Below are 24310 nucleotides of genomic sequence, written 5' to 3' on the forward strand. Positions count from 1 at the left end.
GATTATGGCATCACAATTTAAACTTATCGGCTTTGATTTAGACGGTACTCTAGTCAATAGCCTGCCTGATTTAGCACTTTCGGTAAATTCTGCTTTAGCGGAATTTAATTTTCCACTAGCAGAAGAAAGCCTAGTACTCACTTGGATTGGTAATGGTGCAGATGTATTAATTAGCCGAGCTTTGGATTGGGCTATGCAACAAACTGGTAAACCACTAGACGAACAGCAAATCCAGCAATTAAAACTGCGGTTTAATTTTTATTACGGTGAAAATTTGTGTAATGTGAGTCGTTTATATCCGAATGTAAAAACCACTTTAGAACAGTTAAAAGCTCGTGGGTTTGTGTTGGCTGTAGTAACCAATAAACCAACTAAACACGTTCAACCTGTATTAAAAGCCTTTGCTATTGACCATTTATTTAGTGAAACCTTAGGCGGTCAATCTTTACCAGCGATTAAACCGCATCCAGCACCACTTTATTATTTATGTGGTAAATTTGGTTTTTATCCACACCAGATGTTATTTGTAGGGGATTCTCGCAATGACATTCTCGCCGCTCACAATGCTGGCTGTGCAGCAGTAGGCTTAACCTACGGCTATAATTACAACATTCCGATTGCAGAAAGCCACCCTGAATGGGTATTTGATGACTTTGCGGATATTCTAAAAATCGTTTAAACTGCGGTACAAAAATAGCAAGTTTTAAGGAACAAAAAATGACTAAACCAGTTGTATTAAGTGGCGTTCAGCCATCAGGTGAATTAACTATTGGAAACTATCTCGGTGCATTACGTCAATGGGTCAAAATGCAAGATGACTTCGATTGTCTGTTCTGTATCGTGGATTTGCACGCTATTACCGTTCGTCAAGATCCTGATAAATTACGTAAAGCCACTTTAGACGTGCTTGCACTCTATTTGGCCTGTGGCATCGACCCAGAAAAAAGCACCATCTTTGTGCAATCTCATGTACCTGAACATACGCAATTAGCATGGGTATTAAATTGTTACACCTATTTTGGTGAAATGAGCCGTATGACGCAATTCAAAGATAAATCCAGTAAATACGCTGAAAATGTGAATGTGGGCTTATTTACTTATCCTGTATTAATGGCGGCGGATATTTTATTATATCAAGCCAACCAAGTCCCCGTGGGCGAAGACCAACGTCAACACCTTGAAATCACGCGTGATATTGCACAACGTTTTAATGCTTTATATCCAAATGAAAAAGGGGAATTATTTGTAGTACCAGAAGCCTTTATTCCAAAAGCAGGGGCAAAAGTGATGGCATTGCAAGATCCTACTAAGAAAATGTCAAAATCCGATGAAAACCGCAATAACGTGATTACCTTGTTGGAAGATCCAAAATCTGTTGAGAAAAAAATCAAACGAGCTATGACCGATGGCGAAGAACCGCCTGTGGTACGTTATGATTTACAAAATAAAGCGGGGGTATCGAACTTATTAGAGATTCTTTCCGTGATTCGTGATGTGCCGATTGCGGATTTAGAAAAAGAATTTGAAGGTAAAATGTATGGTCATTTAAAAGGGGCGGTAGCAGAAAACGTAGTCAGCATGTTAACTGAGTTACAAGAGCGTTTTTATCATTATCGTAATAATGAAACCTTGTTAAATCAAATTGCATCGGAAGGTGCAAAAAAAGCCCGTGAACGTGCAGCCAACACCTTAGCCAGCGTTTACCAAGCCATCGGGTTTGTACCCGCCCAATAAACTTTTGTAGTAAATTATAGTCTAAATTAAGGTGTGATAACTCACGCCTTAATTTTTAGGAGCAAACATGAAAATTCTTAAATTTATTACCGCACTTTGTGCTTTAACGACTGCTAGCCTTGCTCAAGCGGTGGATTACAATATCAAATACAGTTCCAACTACTTAATGCCAGCGTATGTGCATTTTAGTGAGAATGGGGCAAATTATTCTATTAATGCCAAAATTAATGTACCGCTTTATAACATTCAATTTATTTCATCAGGTACACACGATAGCCGTAATTTCACCATGTTTAATTACAAAGATACTCGCAATAAAAACACCTACGCATTGGCAAAAATCAATGGTAAACAAATTGAATACGGTAAAGTAAAAAGTGGATTAAAAACCGAAAGTGTAAGTATGCCTGTTTATGATTTATTTACCATGGCATTCCAATTAACTTATTATGATAAATTACCCACCAATTTCATCATTACTAATGGCAAAAAACTTTATCCAATGAATAATGTTTTCGTGAAAAAAAGCGAACAAAATATCACAGTGTCAGGTCGAGCCATAAAAGAACTAACCTATACCTTTAAAACAGGTGATAAGGATATTATGGTCAAAAAATATCAAGACGAACAATTTCCACGTTATTTAAAATATACTCGTGATGGCGATAATTATGAGCTGACATTTAGTGAATTAATCAAGTAAGGACTTTTGGCAGTACAACAACGCTCGCCCCATTGAAAAATATGGGGCGAGCTTTTATCTTTATTCCCCAATTAAATCATAAATTTCTGCGTCTTTACGATCTAAATAATGGGTTGACTGGATACGACGAATCGTGCGAGATTTACCTCGAATTAACAAGGTTTCAGTGATAGCAAGATTACCTTTACGTTGAATCCCTTTTAATAGTTCACCATTGGTAATTCCTGTAGCGACAAAAGCTAAATTATCATCTTTGGCTAAATCTTCTAAACGTAAAATTTGATTAACCGCTATACCATTTTGTGTACAACGACGAATTTCATCTTCTGCTATTTTTTGATTTTCTGGAGTATCTTCCTTAACCTGATTACGTGGTAATAAACGTGCTTGCATATCACCACCTAACGCACGCACTGCTGCTGCGGTTACTACTCCCTCAGGGGCTCCACCGATACCGTATAGCATATCGACACCGCCATCAGGTAAACAACATAATAATGCACCTGCCACATCTCCATCAGGAATAGCTAATACTCTGGCACCCAGTTGCTGAATTTTTTTAATCACTTGATCATGACGTGGTTTAGCTAATACCATTACCGTCACTTGGCTCATAGATTTACCTAATTTTTGTGCCACTCGGCGTAGGTTTTGTTCAATCGGTAAAGATAAATCGATCATTCCTTTCATTTCCGCACCGACAACCAATTTTTCCATATACATATCTGGTGCTCGTAAAAAGGTTTGTTTACCACCTGCTGCTAATACAGAAATAGCATTAGATTGTCCCATTGCGGTCATTCTTGTACCATCAATCGGGTCAACTGCAATGGCGATCTGTTCACCTTTGCCAGTCCCTAATTTTTCACCGATATACAACATCGGTGCTTGATCAATTTCGCCCTCACCAATCACCACTTCCGCATCCATTTCCATTTGATTGAGCATAAAACGCATGGCTTTCACCGCCGCATCATCTGCCGCATTTTTGTCACCACGTCCTAACCAAGCAAAAGCGGCTAAGGCTGCCGCTTCGGTAATACGAGAAAACTCAATGGCTAATAATCTGTTCATTTTACAGTTCCTTATTATTAAATAAAATTTCCTTTATTTTAGCACCTGCATTAAGCCTTGTATTAAAAAATTCGCAGTAATAACTATTTTTTCTCATTTGCTACTTTTAAAACCTAGCATATATGGGTAGAATAACTGGCATACTCTCACGTTATTTTTGAAAGGAATTTATTATGTCATTAGAAATTTTAGATCAGTTAGAAGGCAAAATCCGACAAGCAGTTGAAACTATTCAATTACTTCAATTAGAAGTAGAAGAATTAAAAGACAGAAATCAACAAGCTCAACAAGCCTATGATGCGTTACGCAATGAAAACGAGCAATTAAAAATGGAACACGATAGCTGGCAAGAACGTTTACGTTCATTGTTGGGACAAATTGATAACGTATAATTCTATTTACAGAATAATGGGCAAACTTATAGTTTGCCTTATTTTTATCAAGCTATCACAAAACCCCCATAGACCAAAATATACCGCAAAAATGGTAAAATAGCGTTTATTCAGCAATATTGTGAAAGGTAATAAGGATAATCACCATGAAACAATCTGTTCGTCATCAGAAAATTATCGATCTGGTTAAACAAGAAGGCTATGTAAGCACGGAAGAATTAGTCGATATTTTAAACGTGAGTCCACAAACTATTCGGCGAGATTTAAATACCCTAGCAGAACAAGATCTTATTCGCCGTCACCACGGCGGTGCGGCACATCCTTCTTCCGCAGAAAATAGTGATTATGCCGATCGTAAAGAATTTCTATCGCAAGAAAAAAATAAAATCGCCCAAGCCGCGGCAAAGCTGATTCCTAATGGTTCATCATTATTTATTGACATTGGTACTACCGCCGAAGCCGTAGCAAATGCGTTGTTAAGCCATAAAGATTTACGTATCGTAACGAATAATATCAACGCTGCCCACATTTTAATGAAAAACGACAGTTTCCATATCACCATGGCAGGGGGAACATTACGTCAAGACGGTGGTATTATTGGCGAAGCCACCGTAGCGTTTATTTCGCAATTCCGTTTAGATTTCGGCATTTTAGGCATTAGTAGCATTGATTTAGACGGCTCTTTATTAGATTACGATTACCACGAAGTACAAGTAAAACGTGCGATTATCGAAAATTCACGCCAAACCTTGCTGGTATCCGATCACTCTAAATTTAATCGACATGCTATGGTAAAATTGGGAAACTTAACTGATGTGGATTATTTTGTGACAGATGGACTTTTGCCACCGTCTATTAAGGAACGGTTGGCGTTGTCCGATGTGACGATCATTCTGGGGCAAGAGTAATAAAATGAGGCATAGTAGAAAAAATAGTTCTATTTTCTAAATCGACTATACCTCTATTCATATTAGCTTATCTTTTTATCAGATTAGACTATTTACGATGTAAAAATTCCACCGCTGTATCTGGAAAATCCGTAAATACCCCTGTTGCCCCCGATTTATTTAATAACGCATCATACATCTGATTAACATCACTAAAAAATTCAGGTAAGGCATCTTTACGAACCGTATAAGGGTGAAGTTCTAATTTCGTTTTGGCAATATCTTGTACCATTGGGGTTAATTTAATATCACCTAATTTAGATGTTTTATCGTCCACCAACATATACCAACCTGGTCCGACTCCGTCTGCATATTTCTCAATTTCTTGCATAGCACCCGATTTAAACATCCAATCATAATTATAATTGACCCATTGACCTTGATTGTCCTTTTCTTCGGTTTCGTGCCAGTCGGTATAAGCCACTAGTTGAACCAATTTTAAATCCATACCCAGTTTTGGCATTAATTCATTTTTAATACGTTTTAATTCATTAAAATCAAAAGTCTGTAAATAAATAGGATCGGATTTATGCGTATAACCGTATTTTTTCAATACATTTAATACTTCAAGTGCAATATCTTTGCCATTTTGATGATGAAACCAAGGGGCTTTGATTTCAGGATAAATGCCTACTTTTTTACCTGTTGATTTTTCCAAACCTTGGATAAATTCTAGTTCATCTTCGAAAGTATGAATTTTAAAATGGGATTTCCACATAGGGAAACGATTTGGGTAAACCTGTTCTTGTTTACCATTTTCTACTTTAAAATTCTCGGTCATATTCAGGCTTTGAATTTCATCTAAGGTAAAATCAATCACGTAGTAACGACCATCAGGACGATGACGGTCAGGAAATTTTTTCGCAACATCAGTCAAACCATCTAAAAAATGGTCATGAATAACAATCAAACGATTGTCTTTTGTCATCGCAAGATCTTGTTCTAAATAATCTGCCTTTTGAGCGAAAGCCAACGCCTTTGATTCTAAAGTATGTTCAGGTAAGTAGCCACTCGCCCCACGGTGAGCGATAACAATCTTATTTTGAGAGTGATCTGCCGCTTGCACTTGAATAGGGTTTACTAACCCAATAAAGGTTGACATAGCTAATGCTAAAGTTAGTTTGCTTAGTTTCATTGGAAATCTCCTTATCTTTATTGATAAAACTAAGGAACGATATATTGTATCGTTCCTTAATACATGAAATTAATTATTTACCATAGTGATCCGCTAATCTTGCTTTGTGTTTACCTTCTTCGACCATTACGATAAAGAGTAAGATAATAGCTAAAACACCACCTGTGATCATCACATAGAAACCGCCGTCCCAACCGTAGTATTCTGCTGCCCAACCAACGATCGCTGAAGCGGAAACAGTACCGCCAAGATAACCGAATAAACCTGTAAAACCTGCGGAAGTACCAGCGGCTTTTTTCGGTGCAAGTTCAAGGGCGTGTAAGCCGATTAACATGACAGGACCATAGATTAAGAAACCAACAGTGGTCATTAAAATAAAGTCGGTTAATTGATACGGATTTTCATACCAGTTGGCATAGTTAGCTAATTCTGCTTCTGGTGTAGCTGGATTTTTCCATAAGGCAACCACTGCAATGGTGGTTAAAATCATAAAGATAAATCCAGTTAAACCACGTTTACCTTTGAACACTTTGTCTGATACCCAACCGCATAATAACGTACCAGGGATCGCAGCTAATTCATAAATAGTGTACGCCCAAGCTGTACCTTTAATATTAAAGTGTTTGACTTCGCCGAGATACACTGGCGACCATTTTAATACACCATAACGAATTAAATAGACGAACACATTTGCGATCGCGATATACCATAACAATTTGTTTTTCAACACATAAGTCACGAAAATTTCTTTAGTGGTTAATTCTTGTTCGTTGGTTTTTTCATCATAGTTATCTGGATAGTCATTACGCCATTTTTCGATAGACGGTAAACCACAAGATTGTGGGGTGTCTTTCATCACAAAGTAAATGATGAATGAAACTACGATAGCAGCGATACCAGGATAGTACAGGGTTTGTTGCCACACGTCTTTCGCTGTAGCTTGTACACCGTGCGTATTAAAATAAATCGCACTCGCTAATAATACCATTGCCCCAGGCACCATACCGCCTAAGTTATGTGCGGTATTCCAAATAGACACGATTGTTCCACGTTCGGATTTAGACCACCAATGCACCATTGTACGACCGCACGGAGGCCACCCCATACCTTGAAACCAACCATTTAAGAAAATGAGAGCAAACATAATCATCACACCCGATGTTGCCCAAGGCATTAAGCCCATACACACCATGCAAAGACCAGATAAAAACAAACCAAATGGTAAAAACACTTTCGGATTCGAGCGATCAGACATTCCCGCCATCACGAATTTAGATAAACCGTATGCCAAACCTAATGCTGAACCAATAAATCCCAACTCAGCTTTATTGTACATACCTGCTTCAATTAATCCTTTTTGGGCTAAATCAAAGTTACCACGCACGAAATAATAAGCGGCATAACCAAAGAAAATCCCAGCAAAGACTTGCCAACGTAATTGTTTATATCTTGCGTCAACTTTGTCTGCGGGTAATTCCGCAATATGCGGTGCAGGTTTAAATGGACCAAACATAATGTTTCTCCTATGTGATTAAAGAGTATTAGAAATGATATTGTTTACATAACTGACGGAACTCGCTGACTTGTTGTTCCACCCAATCTGCATTTTTATTTAATTCAGGGGCAATATAATTTGCCACATCTTCTGCCACGGCTGAGGCTGCTCTTGCATCTAAAAATAACAAACGAATGCGGCGAGCTAACACATCTTCCAAGGTTTGTGCCATTTCTTCGCGTACCGCCCATAATGCTTCGGCATAAAGGAATGGATAATCTGGATGAATTCGGCTACCTAATTTGCTGTCACTAGCTGCAAGCTGTTCAATATATGTACGGTCACTGCCATAAAAACCAAGGTGGCTGTTCATATCTGCTGGATGATGTCCATGAATTTTGAGATCCGTAGTCACACATTGTTTTTTAGGTAGAATATTGGCTTTCATCGCCGCATCTAAAGCATCTTCTGCCATTTGACGATAGGTTGTCCATTTGCCACCAATAATATCCACCAACCCAGAAGAACTGATATGAATTTTATGACTGCGTGATACTTCTTTGGTACTTTTATTTTCCCCTTTCGGTGCTGCTAATGGACGCAAGCCCACAAATACGCTACGCACATCTGCACGAGTTGGTGCTTTGACGAAATAATCTTTGGCAGTTTGTAAAATAAATTCCACTTCCTGCTCTAACGGACGAGGTTCATATTCCGCATTTTTCACTAACGTGTCGGTTGTACCGACTACTAATTTATCATGCCAAGGTACAGCGAATAAAACCCGTCCATCGGATGTCTTTGGCACCATTAAAGCTGACTCATTCGGTAAAAATTCCCGATCAATCACAATATGGATACCTTGGCTTGGAACGATACCGTCCATTTCATCAGGGTTATCCATTCTGTTGATTTCATTGGTAAAGACCCCTGTCGCATTGATAACACATTTTGCTCTTACAGCAAAACTTTCGCCACTCAACACATCTCTCGCTTGTACACCACAAATCTTACCCGTTGTATTTTTATCCAAACCAACCACTTCACAATAATTGACTAAAGAAGCACCTTGTTCAATCGCGGTTTGAGCAAGATTAACGGCTAAACGTGCATCATCAAATTGACCATCATAATAGCAAACACCATTATTTAATTTTTCAGGTTTGACCCCTTTTAATGATTGATTGGCTTGGCTTTTGTTTAAATAACGGGTATGTCCAATACTGAGATCACCAGATAAACGGTCATATAACCACAGTCCAAAGGTATAATAATATGCCGTCCACCATTTTTCACCTGGAATCACAAAGGTTTCACTTTTGAATAAGTGCGGTGCGTTTTTGCTGAGTCTGCCACGTTCACGTAAGGCTTCTCGTACTAAAGCGATGTCGCCTTGGGCTAAATAACGCACCCCGCCATGTACCAATTTGGTACTGCGGCTGGATGTGCCTTTAGCAAAATCAACTCTCTCTAATAACAAGGTAGAAAAACCACGACTGGCGGCATCAACAGCAATACCTAACCCTGTAGCACCACCACCAATAATCACGACATCCCATTCGCGGTCTGTTTTGGCTTGTTGTAAATTTTTATTTCGATTCATAATGAGATTCTCCCCAATGTCAAAACACAAAGATAAAATACGCTATCTTTTTCGGAAAAGAAATATCATCATTTCGAATTTGTGACAAAGATCACAATAATTTTCGTTTTTACTCAATAAAAATTGCTTGCATTAGAAGAATGGTATAAAACGCTCAATTTATGAATGGGTATTAATACAAATACAGTGACTAAAAAACCCTAAACACTGCTCGCAAATAACTGGCTACTGATTCATCTTTATTCAATCCGATTCGTTCTAAATCAGGTAAGGCAGTGAGTAATCTCGGATCAGCATTTGCCATGATACAACCTTTGCCAACTTCCGTTAGCATGTCGAGATCGTTCATGCCGTCACCAAAAGCAATACATTGCGATAATTCGTAGTCACGTTGCTTTAATAGCTCTGCAAGTGCGGTGGCTTTTGAGACATTTTTATTCATCACTTCTAGGCATTGTGGCGTGGAATAAATAATGGTCGTTTGATCACCATATTTTTCTTTTAGGTGTTGCTCTAAAGGTAATAAATCTTGTAATGTACGTCCGATAAAAAAGATTTTTTGCGTGTTTCTTGCATGATGTTGAGCGAAATCCACCACTTGATAGGTAAAACCACTTTGTTTGTGGTATTTGTTAAGTTCGGGAACATCAATATTAATAAACCATTCCGTCCCTTGATAGCTGTTTAAACAGATATTTTTTGGGTCGAAGGGTTCTTGCATAATCTCGAAAGCCAGTTGTTCGGGCAGATAATTGCTGTAAATTAAATCCCCTTGTAAATTATGCACTTCCGCACCGTTTGAGGTGATCATGGCAGCATTTTCAATCTGCATTTCATTTAAAATAAAGGCGACATCTGGATAGCCACGCCCTGTGGCGAGTATAATATCCACATTTTTATCGGCAACTTTTTCAAGGGTGGCAGTGCTAAATTCTCCGACAACATGATGAGCATTCAATAATGTACCGTCCATATCGGACACCACAGCACGGAAAGGCAAGTTTTGCATTTTTTATCCTTAAATCTGGTATTTTTTAAAATTATAGCAAAAATCACCAAAAAATGACCGCACTTTGATGAATAAATAGTAGGAATAATAAGAAAGATCGTTATAATGAAGCAGATTACGCTAAAACAATAACGAATTTGCAGGTACAACAATGAATGGAGCAAGATTAGTTACAGAATGTCTGAAAGCTCAGGGTGTCAACATCGTGTTTGGCTACCCAGGTGGGGCGATTATGCCAACTTATGATGCACTTTATGATTGTGGCATTGAACATTTTCTTTGTCGCAATGAACAAGGGGCGGCGATGGAAGCGATTGGCTATGCGAGAGCCTTGGGAAATGGTACCGTAGGCGTGTGTATTGCCACTTCTGGACCTGGAGCAGCAAACCTAGTGACGGGGTTAGGTGATGCGTTTATGGACAGCATTCCTGTAGTCGCAATTACAGGTCAAGTGGCAAGCCATTTAATTGGCACAGATGCCTTTCAGGAAGCTGATGTATTGGGGTTATCGTTGGCTTGTACCAAACACAGTTTTATTGTGCAATCGGTGGAAGAATTACCCGAAATTATGGCGAAAGCCTTTCAAATTGCCCGTAGTGGTCGTCCTGGTCCTGTATTAGTGGATATTCCACGTGATATTCAACTTGCCCCAACAGAGGCTAAACCGTTAGTTTATCCAGCACTTGTGGCGAAAAAAATTCACCCTGAAAAACTTGAAAGTGCGGTGCAATTATTAAAAAATTCACAGAAACCTGTGCTGTATATCGGTGGTGGAGTCGGTATGGCAAATGCCACGGCGGCATTACGTCAATTCATTGAAATAACTCAAATTCCAAGCATTTCCACTTTAAAGGGTTTAGGTGCTATTCCAGCCAATACCCCCTATTATATGGGCATGATTGGCATGCACGGTACCAAAGCAGCGAATTTAGCGGTGCAAGAAGCGGATTTACTGGTGGTGCTGGGGGCGAGATTTGATGACCGAGTGACAGGTAAATTAGACACCTTTGCTCCCCATGCCAAAGTGATTCATGCGGATATTGATGCTGCAGAAATTCATAAATTACGCCGTGCCGATGTGGCTTTGCAAGGGGACTTGATTCAGGTAATTCAAGGCTTGAGCCAAGCATTAGCGATTCAACCTTGGCGTGACAAAATTAATCAGTTAAAACAACAATTTGATTTTACTTATGGGAAAAATCAAGGGGAATATTGCATCAATCCTACTTGGTTATTACATGAGATTTCTGATAAAAAAGCACCAACGGATATTATCGTTACCGACGTGGGACAACATCAAATGTGGTCGGCTCAACATATTGATTATTATGCACCTGAGAATTTTATTACTTCGGCTGGTTTCGGCACTATGGGTTTTGGTTTGCCCGCAGCTATCGGGGCGAAAAAAGCCCGTCCACAAGATGAAGTCATTTTAGTCACGGGTGATGGTTCAATTATGATGAATATTCAGGAACTTGGTGCAGTGAAGTCTTACCATGTTCCAGTTAAAATTGTGCTGTTGGATAATCAACGTTTAGGCATGGTGCGACAATGGCAATCGTTGTTTTTTAATGCTCGCCATAGTTCAACTATTTTAGATGATAATCCTGATTTTGTTACTTTAGCAAAAGCCTTTGATATTGCAGGGGAACGTATTGAAAAAGCCAGCGAGGTGAATGCGGCGTTAGATCGTTTATTACAATCGCCAACCGCTTATTTCTTGCACGTTTGTATTCCACCAGAAGATAATGTTTGGCCGTTAGTACCACCCGGTGCTTGCAATGCGGATATGTTAGATAATTAGATGTGGAGTAGATGATGTTATTAAACGAATTAACCATTGTTGCCAACCATAGCCCAGAAGTACTAGAACGTATTTTACGTGTGATCCGTCTGCGTGGTTATACGGTAACACAATTAACAATGAAACTCGAAAATGGCAAAGTTTGGCTTGATATTCATCTGACTAGCCAACGAGAGATTCATTTATTGATCAATCAATTAACTAAGTTACATGATGTGGTTGATGTAACTTGTGAGTAAGATTTTTCCGTAGTGGTGGACCGATGTGTCCGCTCGTTAAAAACGGAGTGGAATTTTAGGGAGGACACATTAGCCCGTCCCGACAAATTTTAAATTAGCAGTAAAATTATTTTTGGAGAGATTATCTATGCCTAAATTACGTTCAGCGACTTCAACACAGGGTCGCAATATGGCAGGCGCACGTTCCTTATGGCGTGCTACTGGTATGAAAGAGGGCGATTTCGGTAAACCGATTATTGCTGTGGTTAATTCCTTTACCCAGTTTGTCCCCGGTCATGTGCATTTAAAAGATTTAGGGCAATTAGTGGCGGCAGAAATTGAAAAAGCAGGTGGGGTGGCGAAAGAATTTAATACTATTGCGGTAGATGATGGCATCGCAATGGGACATGGCGGTATGCTGTATTCGTTGCCAAGCCGAGATTTAATTGCCGACAGCGTAGAATATATGGTAAACGCTCACTGTGCCGATGCTATGGTGTGTATTTCTAACTGCGACAAAATCACCCCAGGGATGTTAATGGCTGCCATGCGGTTAAATATCCCTGCGATTTTTGTGTCTGGCGGTCCAATGGAAGCAGGCAAAACCAAATTATCTGATCAATTAATTCGTTTGGACTTAGTAGATGCGATGATCGAAGCCGCTGATCCAAATGTCAGTGATGAGCGTATTGATGCCATTGAACGTAGTGCCTGCCCAACCTGTGGATCTTGTTCAGGTATGTTCACGGCGAACTCCATGAACTGTTTAACCGAAGCACTCGGTTTGAGTTTACCTGGGAATGGCTCTTGTTTAGCCACTCACGCTGACCGTAAGGAATTATTCTTAAAAGCAGGTCGTCAAATTGTGGAGCTATGTAAACGTTATTATGAACAAGATGATGAAAGCGTGCTACCACGTTCCATTGCCACCTTTGATGCCTTTGAAAACGCCATGAGTTTAGATATTGCCATGGGCGGTTCCAGTAATACGGTATTACATTTATTAGCCACTGCACAAGAAGCCGGGGTAGATTTTACTATGGCGGATATTGACCGTCTTTCTCGCAAGGTGCCTTGTTTAAGCAAAATTGCCCCGAATACCAATAAATACCACATGGAAGACGTACATCGTGCAGGCGGTATTATGGGTTTAGTGGGTGAATTAGATCGAGCAAGTTTAATTCATCGTCATACCAAAACGGTGTTAGGTTTAACCCTTGAAGAACAGCTTAATCAATATGATATTATCCGCAACCGTGATCCTGAATTATTAAAATTCTATCGAGCAGGACCTGCGGGTATTCGTACTACGCAGGCTTTTTCACAAGATTGCCGTTGGGACAGCGTAGATGATGACCGTGAAAATGGTTGTATTCGAAACAAAGAACATGCCATTACTAAAGAAGGTGGCTTGGCAGTGTTGTTCGGTAATATTGCTCAAGATGGTTGTATTGTCAAAACTGCTGGTGTCGATGAGTCTATTTGGAATTTCACGGGTGAAGCCATTGTATTTGAAAGCCAAGAAGATGCGGTAGCAGGCATTTTAGGCGGTAAAGTCAAAGCAGGGCATATTGTGATTATTCGTTACGAGGGTCCAAAAGGCGGACCAGGTATGCAAGAAATGCTTTATCCAACCAGCTATTTAAAATCCATGGGCTTAGGTAAAGCCTGTGCCTTATTAACTGACGGACGTTTTTCTGGTGGCACATCAGGTTTATCTATTGGTCACTGTTCTCCAGAAGCCGCATCAGGTGGTGCGATTGGTTTAGTGCGTGACGGCGATAAGATTGAAATTGATATTCCAAATCGGGGAATTCATTTATTGGTATCTGATGAAGAACTCGCCCAACGCCGAGCGGAACAAGATGCTAAAGGCTGGCAACCAGCCAACCGTGAACGTGAAGTGTCTTTTGCCTTAAAAGTATTCGGGCATTTCGCCACATCGGCGGATAAAGGTGCGGTGCGAGATAAAAGTAAATTATAAGTAAAACTGCGGTGAAAAAATGACAAATAATTTATCTCACCAGCCTACTGGTGCAGAATATTTAAGAGCAGTACTCAGCTCAAAAGTGTATGAATTAGCTCAAGTTACCCCATTGCAAGCGATGCCAAAATTATCGGAGCGTTTGGCGAATCATATTCTGGTGAAACGTGAAGATCGTCAACCTGTGCATAGCTTCAAATTGCGTGGTGCTTATGCCATGATTGCGGGTTTAACCGATGCACAAAAATCCGCTGGCGTGATTGCTGCTTCTGCTGGCAACCATGCTCAAGGTGTCGCATTATCTGCCCAACATTTAGGTCTAAAAGCCTTAATTGTAATGCCACAAAATACACCGTCAATAAAGGTTGATGCAGTGCGTGGTTTTGGTGGCGAAGTGTTATTATACGGTGCCAATTTTGACGAAGCCAAAGCCAAAGCTATTGAGCTTTCAGAAACCAAGCAAATGACCTTTATTCCCCCTTTCGATCACCCCGCCGTGATCGCAGGGCAAGGTTCATTAGCCATGGAGTTATTACAGCAAAATAGTCATATCGACCGTATTTTTGTCCCTGTTGGTGGTGGTGGTTTAGTGGCTGGAATCGCGGTGTTAATTAAGCAACTTTTACCTGAAATTAAAGTCATCGGTGTCGAAAGTAAAGATAGTGCCTGTTTATATGCTGCATTAAAAGCGGGCGAGCCAACGGACTTAGAGCGTGTCGGTTTATTTGCCGATGGTGTGGCGGTCAAACGTATTGGTGATGAAACCTTCCGCATTTGTCAGCAATATCTTGATGATGTGGTACTAGTGAACGGCGATGAAATTTGTGCTGCTATGAAAGATATGTTTGAAAATGTCCGTGCCGTGTCTGAACCCTCTGGAGCATTGTCGTTAGCTGGTTTGAAAAAATACGTTAAACAACATAATATTCAAGGCGAAACCCTAGTGAATATTTTGTCTGGGGCAAATTTAAATTTCCATACCTTACGTTATGTGTCTGAACGTTGTGAGATCGGCGAAAAACAAGAAGCCTTGTTTGCCGTCACCATTCCAGAACAACAGGGCAGTTTCTTGAAATTCTGTCAAATACTCGGACAAAATCCTGTAACAGAATTTAATTATCGTTATGCAGATGAAAAACAGGCGTGTATTTTTGTCGGTGTGCGTATTACGGGTGAACAGGAAAAACAAGCGATACTCAAACAGCTCCGTGATAATGGTTACAATGTGCAAGACTTATCCAATGATGAAATTGCCAAAACCCATATTCGTTATATGATCGGTGGGCGTTCAAGTAGCCAGTTAAACGAACGTTTATATAGTTTTGAATTTCCTGAACAAAAAGGGGCGTTAATAAATTTCTTAGCGACCTTGAATACTACCAATACCAATATTTCACTGTTCCATTATCGCGCCCATGGTGCAGATTATGGTAATGTGTTAGCTGGTTTCCAAGTGGCAGAAGAAAGTATTACGGCATTTACACAACAACTAGAAAAAATCGGTTACAGCTATCAAGATGTAACGGAAAGTGTGGCGTATCGGTATTTTTTAGTGGGATAAAAACTGGCTGAAAAAGCACCGCAGTTTTTAGGTTGATGTTGTAAAAAACCACTCTGTACATAGAGTGGTTTTTTTATTCACGAATAAATTGTCTGATACGCAATAACCTTAGGCGGTTGTTTTTGTTCTGCTTTCCATAAGTCATAATTAGCTTGCTGGTGTAACCAACTTTCAGGACTTGGACTATTTTTCCCTAACCAAGCATGCAAACGAATCGCCATATCAGCACTAATCCCCGCTTTGCCATTGAGTAAACGAGAGAATGTTACTCGATTTATACCGAGTTGTTTGGCTGCTTCCGTAACGGTTAAACCTAGTTCAGGTAAAATATCTTGTTTAATAATTTCCGCAGGGTGCGGTGGGTTGTACATAGACATTGTAAATATTCCCCTTAGTGATAATCTTGATAATCAACAACTTCAGCATGTCCATTTTCTAATTTAAAGGTAATCCGCCAATTACCATTAACTTTAACACTCCAATGATTGAGTAAATTGCCAGCCAGTGTATGTAAGTTCCAACCTGGGATATTCATATCTTGTGGTGTTTTTGCACTATCTAAACGAGCCAATATACGAGAAAGTTTTGCCGAATGTTGAGCTTGAATACCTGCTTTACTTCCTGTTAAATAAAATTTCTCAAGCCCCTTGTGTTTAAAAGAAAGTATCATCTTTATTCCTAAATACATTTATTTCTATTGTAGTGTATAGCGATACGTTTTTCAATACAAAAAAACCAGCCCGAAAGCTGGTTTTAGGATAGCCAACCATTACAACTCTGGCGATTTAATATAAGGTAACATACCCTTATCTAACATTTGTACAATGCCACTACGGTGATCGTTGCCACCTAAACCTCGTAATTCAAAGGTAATCCCGATGCTATGATCATATAGGGTATCTTTTTCACCACTATATTGACGTTTTGAGTTTTCATTAACTAAATAACGCCGAATACCTACGCCCACAGCCCAACAGCAACTGTTGTATTGTACACCCGCATATTGTTCTACTGGTTTGTTTAAGGCAATATCATGATAATAACGAGCGACCACAGCCCAGTTATCCGCGACTTCCCAAGCGACTACCGCTCCAACTTGTTGAATATCTTGGTTGTAACGGTTTACACTTGAGGTTAAGTTCTGGTTAATATATTCCTTACTCGCATAACGATAATTCAATTGGACTAAATTATTACGCTCTGGATTATATTCTAAGGTAGAATTCATCAATGATGTCGCATCTAAACGAGTATCATATTGGTAACTACCTTTCCAACTCCATTTATCATTGAATTTCCAGTTACTTTCTAATGCCCAAGAAGATGAACGCCCTGTGGTACTGTTCTCTGTGGTATCGTCAATACGAGAATTATTCAGATAAATTATTTGCCCTAAAGATAAATTAAACCGTTCTTCTGAATTTTTGTCATAAAAACGGGTTGTCCCCCCCAAGGTAAATTGATTGGCAGACGCAATTCTATCTAATCCACTATAACGGCGATCACGGAATAGAGAATAATAATCTTGTTGTAACAAGGCTGAATCGTATCCTAAGCCTAAATAACTGGAGTTTTGTTTTGAACCGATATTACTTTGATCTTTGTAAGGACGATATAAATATTGAACATGCGGTTCAATGGTCTGTGTATAGCCTTTAAATAAAGTTTTTTGGCTGGCTAACACAGTTTGTAAATCGACTTTAACTTGCGGTAACACGCGATTAACTGAACTTTGCGTATTCGCATCTACTCCCGTTCCTGCTTTTTGTTGATAATGGGTGGCATAAAGTTTGGTTTCAATATTTAGACTACCATAACGATTGGATAATGGCACATTAACACTTGGCTCAACATGATAACGCCATGCAGTTGGCATACTTGAACTGTCATTATCAAAATGTACTGCTTGAGCAAATAATTTGAAATCTGCCCAACCATTGGCTAAACCATTCTTATAATAATTAAAATCAATTTGTGGTAAGGCACGATACGGTCCGATGTCCACATCATCAAACACTTGGAATTTTTTAATAGAAACGGCAAAATTCCAGTTTGGTTGATAATAGGCTAAACGAGCAGTTTGATCCGCATAACCATCAGTACTGCTCCCATAATCGGAATCAAAATCACTGAAATAACGTTTATCACTGACTTTGGTATAATTCACGTTTAACCGCCAGTTATCCCATAATTTAGCATTATGCGCCCAGTAGAATAAATGTCGTTTTCTATCACTATCAGATGTGGCGTATTCATTGTAGCGATCTTTGCCTAAGTATTCGCCTGCCAATTTTCCTTCACCCAACACATTTAAATAACGAAATTCACCATTCATTTGCCAACCACGATGTGACATATATTTCGGCGTAAAAGTTGCATCATAGTTTGGTGCAATATTCCAGTAAATCGGTTGAGCATACCAATAACCATCACGGCTTGAACTTCCTGCACTTGGAATTAACAACCCTGAACGGCGGCGATCACCCAATGGTAATTGCAAATATGGGGTATAGAAAACTGGCACACCAGCCACTTTAAAACGAGCATGCCACATTTCGGCATATTCTTCTTGAACGTGTTGCTTCATTTCACTCGCATCAATTTGCCACGCATTATCATCAGGCAAACAAGATGTAAAAGTCGCATTTTTCAATAAACGATAATCCGCACGCATTTCTGATGTTTCAGCCGTACCACGTCCTTGACGACCAACTAATTGATAATTGGCATTCGCAATATCAGTATCTTTACTGTTTAAATGCACTTTAGCATTATCACCGTTAATTTTGATTAAATCATCTTTATAATCAAACTGACCACGCACATAGGCATAACGCTGTGCATTATCCCCCTTGCCCGATTGCGTTACTTCCACTTCATCTGCTTGTAAATGACGATTACCTTGTTTAAAATCTACTGCACCGCTATAAACCGCTCGGCTTGGATTAACAACATTCGCCTTATCCGCTTCAATATAAACTGGCTGATCATTCGGATCACCTTGCACAACTTCGCCCGAAATTTGCGGTACACCAGCTAAACAACGCTGACGTAAATCATCGATATTTGCCAAACTGCTCGAACTATAAAGTGCGGTCAAAATTGATAAAGAAAGTAACGTGTAATAATTTTTCTTCATTTGGTTAACCATTCTGCGTGATTAAAATTAGGGTGATTATACAAGAAAACCATATTAAAAGGCATTTTATTTACAAAAACAATCGTTCAAGTGATCATTGACTAATCCCATCGATTGCATAAACGCATAGCACGTGGTTTCGCCGACAAACACAAAGCCTTTTTGCTTTAATGCCTTTGACATCGCTTTTGATGTGGCGGTTTTGGCTGGTATGCAATCCAAACTGGGTACATCATTGATTTGCGGTTGATGATCAACAAACGCCCAAATAAAATCGGAAAAATTTTCACCGCACTTTTGCATGGCTAAATAGGCTTTGGCATTTTTAACAATGGCTTCTAACTTAGCTCGATGACGAATTAACCCCACATTTTGCATTAAACGATCAATATCGTTCTCCGTCATTTGTGCAATCTTTACCGGATCAAATTGATAAAAGGCTTCACGATAAGCCTCGCGTTTTTTGAGAATGGTTATCCAAGATAAACCAGCTTGTTGTCCCTCAAGGCAGATTTTCTCAAATAATTTCTGACTATCAAATTCAGGCTTACCCCATTCCTTATCGTGATAATCTTGATAAATGGGCAAGTCCCCAGCCCAATCACAACGTTTGATGATTTGCATCGGCTAACTCCTGTAAGGTATTAAAATTGCGAAAAGCGTTTTTTTGTTCGGAAAAATCCACGGCAACCGCCCCTTGTTCCAACATAAATTGCAACATTCGCCGTTCACCTTGCTGTAAATAAGCAGAAAGTGCGGTGGATAATTGACGAGAAATTAAACAGAACGTTGGATGTTCACGTTCACCATCGCTGGCATAAACCACTAAACTTTGCGAAATTAACACCGCACTTTTTAATTTCTCTAGCAAATTCAACGGCAAAAAAGGGCAATCGCAAGGCACAAATAACACATAATCGGTTTCAGCCCGTTTTAGTCCCGTTAATATTCCGCTTAATGGTCCTTGAAAATCCACTAATTCATCGCTAAAAACAGGTAAACCAAATTGCTGGTACTGTTCAATATGACGATTAGCATTAATCGCAATATCCTCTAATTGTACCTGTAAACGGCGGAGAATATGTTCAACCAATGGCTTTCCAGCCAGAATTTGCAGCCCTTTATCCGCTCCTTGCATCCGCCTTGCCTTACCACCTGCTAAAATTACCGCACTTATCGTTATCATTGTTTGTCATTCGCCTTTAATTCAAGTATCATTCTGCGTCAGCTATCTTAATACAAAGGAAAAGATTATGAAATGTCATCGTTTAAATGAAGTTTTGGAACTTTTACAGCCTTATTGGTCTAATAAAGACCCTGAAATGAGTTTAATGCAAATTTTACAAGCTATTGCAGATGAAGCTGGCTTTGAAAAACCACTCACTGAGCTGTCTGATGAAGTGATTATTTATCAGCTCAAAATGCACGGTAAAGATAAACATGAACCTATTCCAGGGATCAAAAAAGATTACGAAGAAGATTTTAAAACTGCTCTGCTTAAAGCACGTGGTATTTTAAAATAATTTTAAAGGAAACCTGATTATGAACAAATTTCTCGTTAGCTTAATTGCTGCCACCATGGCGATTGCCAGTGTTAATCTGCAAGCCGCAGAATTAAAAGACGGCGAACAATACATTACCCTGAGTCGTCCACATTCAGAAAAAACCGAAGTGATCGAGTTTTTCTCTTTCTATTGTCCACATTGCTATGCGTTTGAAATGCAATATGAGATCCCCAAAAAAGTAAAAGAAAATATTCCATCAGATGCGACATTTAAACAATATCATGTGAATTTCTTAGGGGCTCAATCAGAAAATCTCACCCGAGCTTGGGCGTTAGCCATGGCATTAGGGGCAGAAGATCAAGTCAAAAAACCATTGTTTGAAGCCGCTCAAAAAAATAGCTTAAATTCAATGAACGATATTCGTCAAATCTTCATTGATAACGGCGTTACAGCAGAACAATTTGATGGTGGAATCAACAGCTTTGCAGTAACCGCCTTAGCGAAAACCCAAACCAATCTGGCGGATCAATTAGATGTCAGCGGCGTACCAGATATGTATGTCAACGGCAAATTCCGAGTCAATCCAGAAGGGTTATCTCGTGATGATTTCGTGGCAGATTATGTAGAAACTGTAAAACAATTATTGAAAAAATAACTTTAGGAAAATGGAGTAGATTATGGCTGAAAGTTTTAGTGTAGAACGTCGTTTCTTTGATGACAAAAATTACCCACGTGGTTTCGCTCGTCACGGTGATTATACCATTAAAGAATCGCAAGCCTTAGAACAATATGGTCAGGCATTCAAAGCCTTAGATGAAGGTTCTCGCAAAGCGAAAACCGCAGATGAAAAAAACTTCGTGGCATTCTGTCGTGGTGAACGCCCAGCGGAAACTTTTTTCGAGAAAACTTGGAACAAATATCGTTCACGAGTAAACACTATTAAACGTGTTTACACACTTTCAGGTGTAGTGAGTGATAACTTAGATGAGTTTAATGCGAACGATTAATATGAACAGGGCTTGAGCAATCAAGCCTTTATTTTTCCTGTTTTTTACCAAAAAGTGCGGTAAAAAATACCGCACTTTTGATTAAAATAGATTACAATAAGACTAATTTAGATAGACAAAAGGACAATATTATGATCATCGTAACTGGCGGTGCAGGCATGATCGGTAGCAATATCGTGAAAGCCTTAAACGAGATGGGACGTACCGATATTCTAGTGGTAGATAACCTAAAAGACGGCACTAAATTTATTAATTTAGTCGATTTAGATATTGCGGATTATTGCGATAAAGATGATTTTATCGCATCAATTATGGCAGGTGATGACATTGGTGAGATTGATGTTATTTTCCACCAAGGTGCTTGTTCTGCCACCACCGAATGGGACGGCAAATACCTAATGCACAATAATTACGAATATTCCAAAGAATTATTACATTATTGCCTCGATCGTGAAATTCCATTCTTCTACGCCTCCAGTGCAGCGACCTACGGTGACAAAACCCAATTTGTAGAAGAACGCCAATTTGAAGGTCCACTCAATGCCTACGGTTATTCTAAATTCTTATTTGATCAATATGTACGTGCCATTTTGCCTGAAGCTAGTTCGCCTGTTTGTGGCTTTAAATATTTCAATGTGTATGGTCCGAAAGAACAACACAAAGGTTCTATGGCAAGTGTCGCATTCCATTTAAATAACCAAATTTTAAACGGCGAAAATCCAAAATTATTCGCTGGATCTGAGCATTTCTTGCGTGATTTTATCTATGTAGGCGATGTGGCTCAAGTCAATTTATGGGCATGGCAAAATGGCGTGTCAGGTATTTTTAATCTCGGCACAGGCAAAGCGGAAAGTTTCCTTGAAGTGGCACAAGCTGTGTTAAAACACCATGGCAAAGGCGAAATCGAAACCATTCCATTCCCAGACCATTTAAAATCTCGCTATCAAGAATATACCCAAGCGGATTTAACCAAACTGCGTGCCGCAGGTTGTGATTATCAATTTAAATCCGTGGCAGAGGGTGTGGCGGAGTATATGGCTTGGTTAAATAGAAAAAGCTGAATCGGACACTAGCCGATTATGTTCATATTAAGGGCGAGCCAATGGGTTCGCTTTTATTTATTGCTAACTATTTTTTTGCATTCCCACAAACAAAGCAAAAGATTAACAGAAAAACAAAAGCTAACTTGCTTAGAGTGGGAAGTTTTGTTAGTCTTTTACTATGTTGAAACAATATAGGATTACAAGAAAATGGCAGCGACAACAACATTACTCGTTACCATCAAAACATCAGATTTAATGTTGTTTGAAGGGATTTTAAAGAAGTTCAACGCCACATACGAAATTATTTCAACATCTGAAAACCAAGAAATGGACGAATGCCCTGAATATACCATTCAAGGCATTGAACAATAGGAACAGAACTATGGCAACAATTACTTTTGAAATTGACCTTGATAACCATGAAATCATTACCTTAAAAAACGTGATTAAAGCACTTGGTGGAAAAAAGTTAAAAGTGAAAGAAGATCCCGATGTAGAACTCATCAACAAAAAATACAGTGAAACTGATTTCAGAGAGATGGTTAATCAAGCTCGTCAAGGCAAAAAAACGCAAGTGAGCCAAGATGAAATGACCAAATTGCTTTTAGGCTAATTTTATGTTTGAAATCAGTTATTCAGAAAAATTCTTTTCAGGTGTGGCAGGTTATAAAAAATCAGTGCAACAACAAGCGTTAAAGAAAATCAATGCCCTGTTACAAGAATTAGCCCAACACCCTACCACAGGCACAGGAAAACCTGAACGATTAAAAGGTTATGACGGCGAAGTATATTCTCGCCGTATCGATCAAAAAAACCGTTTAATTTATGAAATCTTTGAAGCAGAACAAAGAATTGATGTTATTTCCTGTCACGGTCATTATGACGATAAATAAGACAAAACTATGAATATCCTAATCATTGCCCCATCGTGGGTTGGCGATATGATGATGTCGCATAGCCTGTATCAAACCTTAAAACAGCAATATCCCGATTGCCAAATTGATGTGCTTGCTCCGAACTGGTGTAAGCCATTGTTGGTACGGATGCCTGAAGTGCGAAAAGCGTTGACAATGCCGATTGGTCACGGGGCGTTTTCACTAGGCGAACGCTATAAAATTGGCAAATCGCTTCGAGATCAATATGATATGGCGATTGTGTTGCCTAATTCCTTGAAATCAGCGTTCATTCCATTGTTTGCTAAAATCCCTATTCGTCGTGGTTGGAAAGGGGAAAGTCGTTATTTCTTTTTAAATGATTTGCGATCTAATAAAAACGACTATCCGATGATGGTGCAGCGTTATGTGGCGTTGGGGTATGAAAAAGGCAATATTCCTACTGCACAAGATTTACCTATTCCCACGCCGTATTTAACTGTTGATGAAAGTGCGGTGCAAAAAACTAAAGAAATTTTCACCGCACAATTTGCTCTGGCGGAAAATCGCCCTGCCATTGGTTTTTGCCCTGGAGCGGAATTTGGTCCTGCCAAACGTTGGCCGCATTATCATTATGCCAAATTAGCGGAAAGACTAATTGAACAGGGTTACAGTATTCGTCTGTTTGGGTCTAATAAAGATGTGGAAGTGGGTGAGCAAATTCGTTTAAGTTTACCTGAATCGTTGCAACGCTATTGTGTTAATTTGGCTGGGCAAACGGCACTCAATCAAGCGGTGGATTTGATTGCGGATTGTACCGCAATGGTGACGAATGACAGTGGATTAATGCACATTGCGGCGGCGGTCGGTCGTCCGTTAGTGGCAGTTTATGGACCAACGAGTCCGCAATATACACCGCCGTTATCCGATAAAGCAGTGAGTATTCGCTTGATTAAAGGTGGCTTAATTAAAATTCGCAAAGGGGCAGACAGTGCGGAGGGGTATCATCAGAGTTTGATTGATATTACGCCTGAGATGGTATTGGAAAAATTAATGCCGTTGTTGGCTAATTAAGGGGGGGGGGA

At 39.4% G+C, this 24310-nt stretch carries 27 protein-coding genes; 17 read left to right on the forward strand and 10 right to left on the reverse strand.

Going from position 1 to position 24310, the window contains the following annotated elements; all coding sequences use genetic code 11:
* The first annotated feature begins 4 nt into the window (after positions 1-4).
* The 3 genes from O1Q81_RS01130 to O1Q81_RS01140 all read left to right on the forward strand — a co-directional run bounded on the left by O1Q81_RS01130 (position 5) and on the right by O1Q81_RS01140 (position 2437).
* Positions 5-679, forward strand: a complete 675-nt coding sequence (locus O1Q81_RS01130; RefSeq protein WP_386695191.1) for a phosphoglycolate phosphatase — start codon at positions 5-7, stop codon at positions 677-679.
* A gap of 38 nt (positions 680-717) precedes the next feature.
* Positions 718-1734: a tryptophan--tRNA ligase gene (gene trpS, locus O1Q81_RS01135; protein ID WP_386688901.1), complete on the forward strand. Its 1017-nt coding sequence runs from the start codon at positions 718-720 to the stop codon at positions 1732-1734.
* 67 nt (positions 1735-1801) lie between these two features.
* Positions 1802-2437: a hypothetical protein gene (locus O1Q81_RS01140; RefSeq protein WP_386688899.1), complete on the forward strand. Its 636-nt coding sequence runs from the start codon at positions 1802-1804 to the stop codon at positions 2435-2437.
* 60 nt (positions 2438-2497) lie between these two features.
* Here O1Q81_RS01140 and glpX read toward each other — a convergent pair whose 3' ends face one another.
* Complete coding sequence (gene glpX, locus O1Q81_RS01145) at positions 2498-3511, reverse strand: class II fructose-bisphosphatase (protein WP_386688897.1); 1014 nt, start codon at positions 3509-3511, stop codon at positions 2498-2500.
* Positions 3512-3684: 173 nt separating this feature from the next.
* On the opposite strand from glpX, the gene zapB reads away from it, so the two are divergent.
* Entirely contained in the window at positions 3685-3903 is a 219-nt protein-coding gene (gene zapB / locus O1Q81_RS01150) for a cell division protein ZapB (protein ID WP_386688895.1), read from the forward strand.
* Positions 3904-4049: 146 nt separating this feature from the next.
* Positions 4050-4811 carry a DeoR/GlpR family transcriptional regulator gene (locus tag O1Q81_RS01155; RefSeq protein WP_386691802.1) on the forward strand — a complete coding sequence of 254 codons (762 nt, stop codon included), beginning with the start codon at positions 4050-4052 and terminating at the stop codon, positions 4809-4811.
* 88 nt (positions 4812-4899) lie between these two features.
* Here the strand turns inward: O1Q81_RS01155 and glpQ are convergent, their stop codons facing one another.
* The 4 genes from glpQ to O1Q81_RS01175 form a co-directional block, all read right to left on the reverse strand.
* A complete protein-coding gene (gene glpQ, locus O1Q81_RS01160) occupies positions 4900-5952 on the reverse strand; it encodes a glycerophosphodiester phosphodiesterase (RefSeq protein ID WP_386698597.1) in 1053 nt (350 codons plus the stop codon).
* 106 nt (positions 5953-6058) lie between these two features.
* On the reverse strand, positions 6059-7498 hold the full coding sequence (gene glpT, locus O1Q81_RS01165; RefSeq protein ID WP_386691804.1) for a glycerol-3-phosphate transporter: 1440 nt from the start codon (positions 7496-7498) through the stop codon (positions 6059-6061).
* Between the two features lie 28 nt (positions 7499-7526).
* Complete coding sequence (locus O1Q81_RS01170; protein WP_386697778.1) at positions 7527-9083, reverse strand: FAD-dependent oxidoreductase; 1557 nt, start codon at positions 9081-9083, stop codon at positions 7527-7529.
* 190 nt (positions 9084-9273) lie between these two features.
* On the reverse strand, positions 9274-10092 hold the full coding sequence (locus O1Q81_RS01175) for a Cof-type HAD-IIB family hydrolase (RefSeq protein ID WP_386688887.1): 819 nt from the start codon (positions 10090-10092) through the stop codon (positions 9274-9276).
* A 151-nt stretch (positions 10093-10243) separates the two neighbouring features.
* On the opposite strand from O1Q81_RS01175, the gene ilvG reads away from it, so the two are divergent.
* From ilvG to ilvA, 4 genes are all read left to right on the forward strand, one after another.
* Positions 10244-11896: an acetolactate synthase 2 catalytic subunit gene (gene ilvG, locus O1Q81_RS01180; RefSeq protein WP_386688885.1), complete on the forward strand. Its 1653-nt coding sequence runs from the start codon at positions 10244-10246 to the stop codon at positions 11894-11896.
* 11 nt (positions 11897-11907) lie between these two features.
* A complete protein-coding gene (gene ilvM, locus O1Q81_RS01185; RefSeq protein WP_386691812.1) occupies positions 11908-12135 on the forward strand; it encodes an acetolactate synthase 2 small subunit in 228 nt (75 codons plus the stop codon).
* A gap of 127 nt (positions 12136-12262) precedes the next feature.
* Entirely contained in the window at positions 12263-14098 is a 1836-nt protein-coding gene (gene ilvD, locus O1Q81_RS01190; protein ID WP_386697780.1) for a dihydroxy-acid dehydratase, read from the forward strand.
* Between the two features lie 19 nt (positions 14099-14117).
* Positions 14118-15659, forward strand: coding sequence for a threonine ammonia-lyase, biosynthetic (gene ilvA, locus O1Q81_RS01195; RefSeq protein WP_386697781.1), 1542 nt, complete (start codon positions 14118-14120; stop codon positions 15657-15659).
* Positions 15660-15736: 77 nt separating this feature from the next.
* Here the strand turns inward: ilvA and O1Q81_RS01200 are convergent, their stop codons facing one another.
* The 5 genes from O1Q81_RS01200 to mobA all read right to left on the reverse strand — a co-directional run bounded on the left by O1Q81_RS01200 (position 15737) and on the right by mobA (position 19984).
* Positions 15737-16036: a HigA family addiction module antitoxin gene (locus O1Q81_RS01200; protein WP_386697783.1), complete on the reverse strand. Its 300-nt coding sequence runs from the start codon at positions 16034-16036 to the stop codon at positions 15737-15739.
* A 14-nt stretch (positions 16037-16050) separates the two neighbouring features.
* The gene (locus O1Q81_RS01205) at positions 16051-16329 is read right to left on the reverse strand and encodes a type II toxin-antitoxin system RelE/ParE family toxin (protein WP_386697784.1); all 279 of its coding nucleotides are present in this window, start codon (positions 16327-16329) and stop codon (positions 16051-16053) included.
* Between the two features lie 99 nt (positions 16330-16428).
* Positions 16429-18798 (reverse strand): LPS assembly protein LptD, encoded by a 2370-nt coding sequence (lptD, locus tag O1Q81_RS01210; RefSeq protein WP_386697785.1) that lies wholly within the window; start codon positions 18796-18798, stop codon positions 16429-16431.
* A gap of 66 nt (positions 18799-18864) precedes the next feature.
* Positions 18865-19422, reverse strand: coding sequence for a DNA-3-methyladenine glycosylase I (locus O1Q81_RS01215; RefSeq protein ID WP_386697787.1), 558 nt, complete (start codon positions 19420-19422; stop codon positions 18865-18867).
* On the reverse strand, positions 19400-19984 hold the full coding sequence (gene mobA, locus O1Q81_RS01220; RefSeq protein WP_386695212.1) for a molybdenum cofactor guanylyltransferase MobA: 585 nt from the start codon (positions 19982-19984) through the stop codon (positions 19400-19402). The genes O1Q81_RS01215 and mobA overlap by 23 nt, the downstream gene beginning before the upstream one ends.
* A gap of 67 nt (positions 19985-20051) precedes the next feature.
* Here mobA and O1Q81_RS01225 point away from each other — a divergent pair, with 67 nt between their 5' ends.
* From O1Q81_RS01225 to waaF, 8 genes are all read left to right on the forward strand, one after another.
* Positions 20052-20321, forward strand: a complete 270-nt coding sequence (locus O1Q81_RS01225; RefSeq protein ID WP_132299479.1) for a YihD family protein — start codon at positions 20052-20054, stop codon at positions 20319-20321.
* 19 nt (positions 20322-20340) lie between these two features.
* The gene (locus O1Q81_RS01230; protein ID WP_386697789.1) at positions 20341-20958 is read left to right on the forward strand and encodes a DsbA family protein; all 618 of its coding nucleotides are present in this window, start codon (positions 20341-20343) and stop codon (positions 20956-20958) included.
* Between the two features lie 22 nt (positions 20959-20980).
* Complete coding sequence (locus tag O1Q81_RS01235; protein WP_132299475.1) at positions 20981-21310, forward strand: DUF413 domain-containing protein; 330 nt, start codon at positions 20981-20983, stop codon at positions 21308-21310.
* A gap of 131 nt (positions 21311-21441) precedes the next feature.
* Complete coding sequence (gene rfaD, locus O1Q81_RS01240; RefSeq protein WP_386688865.1) at positions 21442-22371, forward strand: ADP-glyceromanno-heptose 6-epimerase; 930 nt, start codon at positions 21442-21444, stop codon at positions 22369-22371.
* A 189-nt stretch (positions 22372-22560) separates the two neighbouring features.
* Positions 22561-22725 (forward strand): hypothetical protein, encoded by a 165-nt coding sequence (locus O1Q81_RS01245; protein WP_386688863.1) that lies wholly within the window; start codon positions 22561-22563, stop codon positions 22723-22725.
* 10 nt (positions 22726-22735) lie between these two features.
* The gene (locus tag O1Q81_RS01250; RefSeq protein ID WP_386688861.1) at positions 22736-22966 is read left to right on the forward strand and encodes a hypothetical protein; all 231 of its coding nucleotides are present in this window, start codon (positions 22736-22738) and stop codon (positions 22964-22966) included.
* Between the two features lie 4 nt (positions 22967-22970).
* Entirely contained in the window at positions 22971-23246 is a 276-nt protein-coding gene (locus O1Q81_RS01255) for a Txe/YoeB family addiction module toxin (protein WP_386697792.1), read from the forward strand.
* A 9-nt stretch (positions 23247-23255) separates the two neighbouring features.
* The gene (gene waaF, locus O1Q81_RS01260) at positions 23256-24299 is read left to right on the forward strand and encodes a lipopolysaccharide heptosyltransferase II (protein ID WP_386697794.1); all 1044 of its coding nucleotides are present in this window, start codon (positions 23256-23258) and stop codon (positions 24297-24299) included.
* The last annotated feature ends 11 nt before the right edge of the window (positions 24300-24310 follow it).

The organism is Lonepinella sp. MS14436, from assembly GCF_042470565.1.
Taxonomy (GTDB): domain Bacteria; phylum Pseudomonadota; class Gammaproteobacteria; order Enterobacterales; family Pasteurellaceae; genus Lonepinella.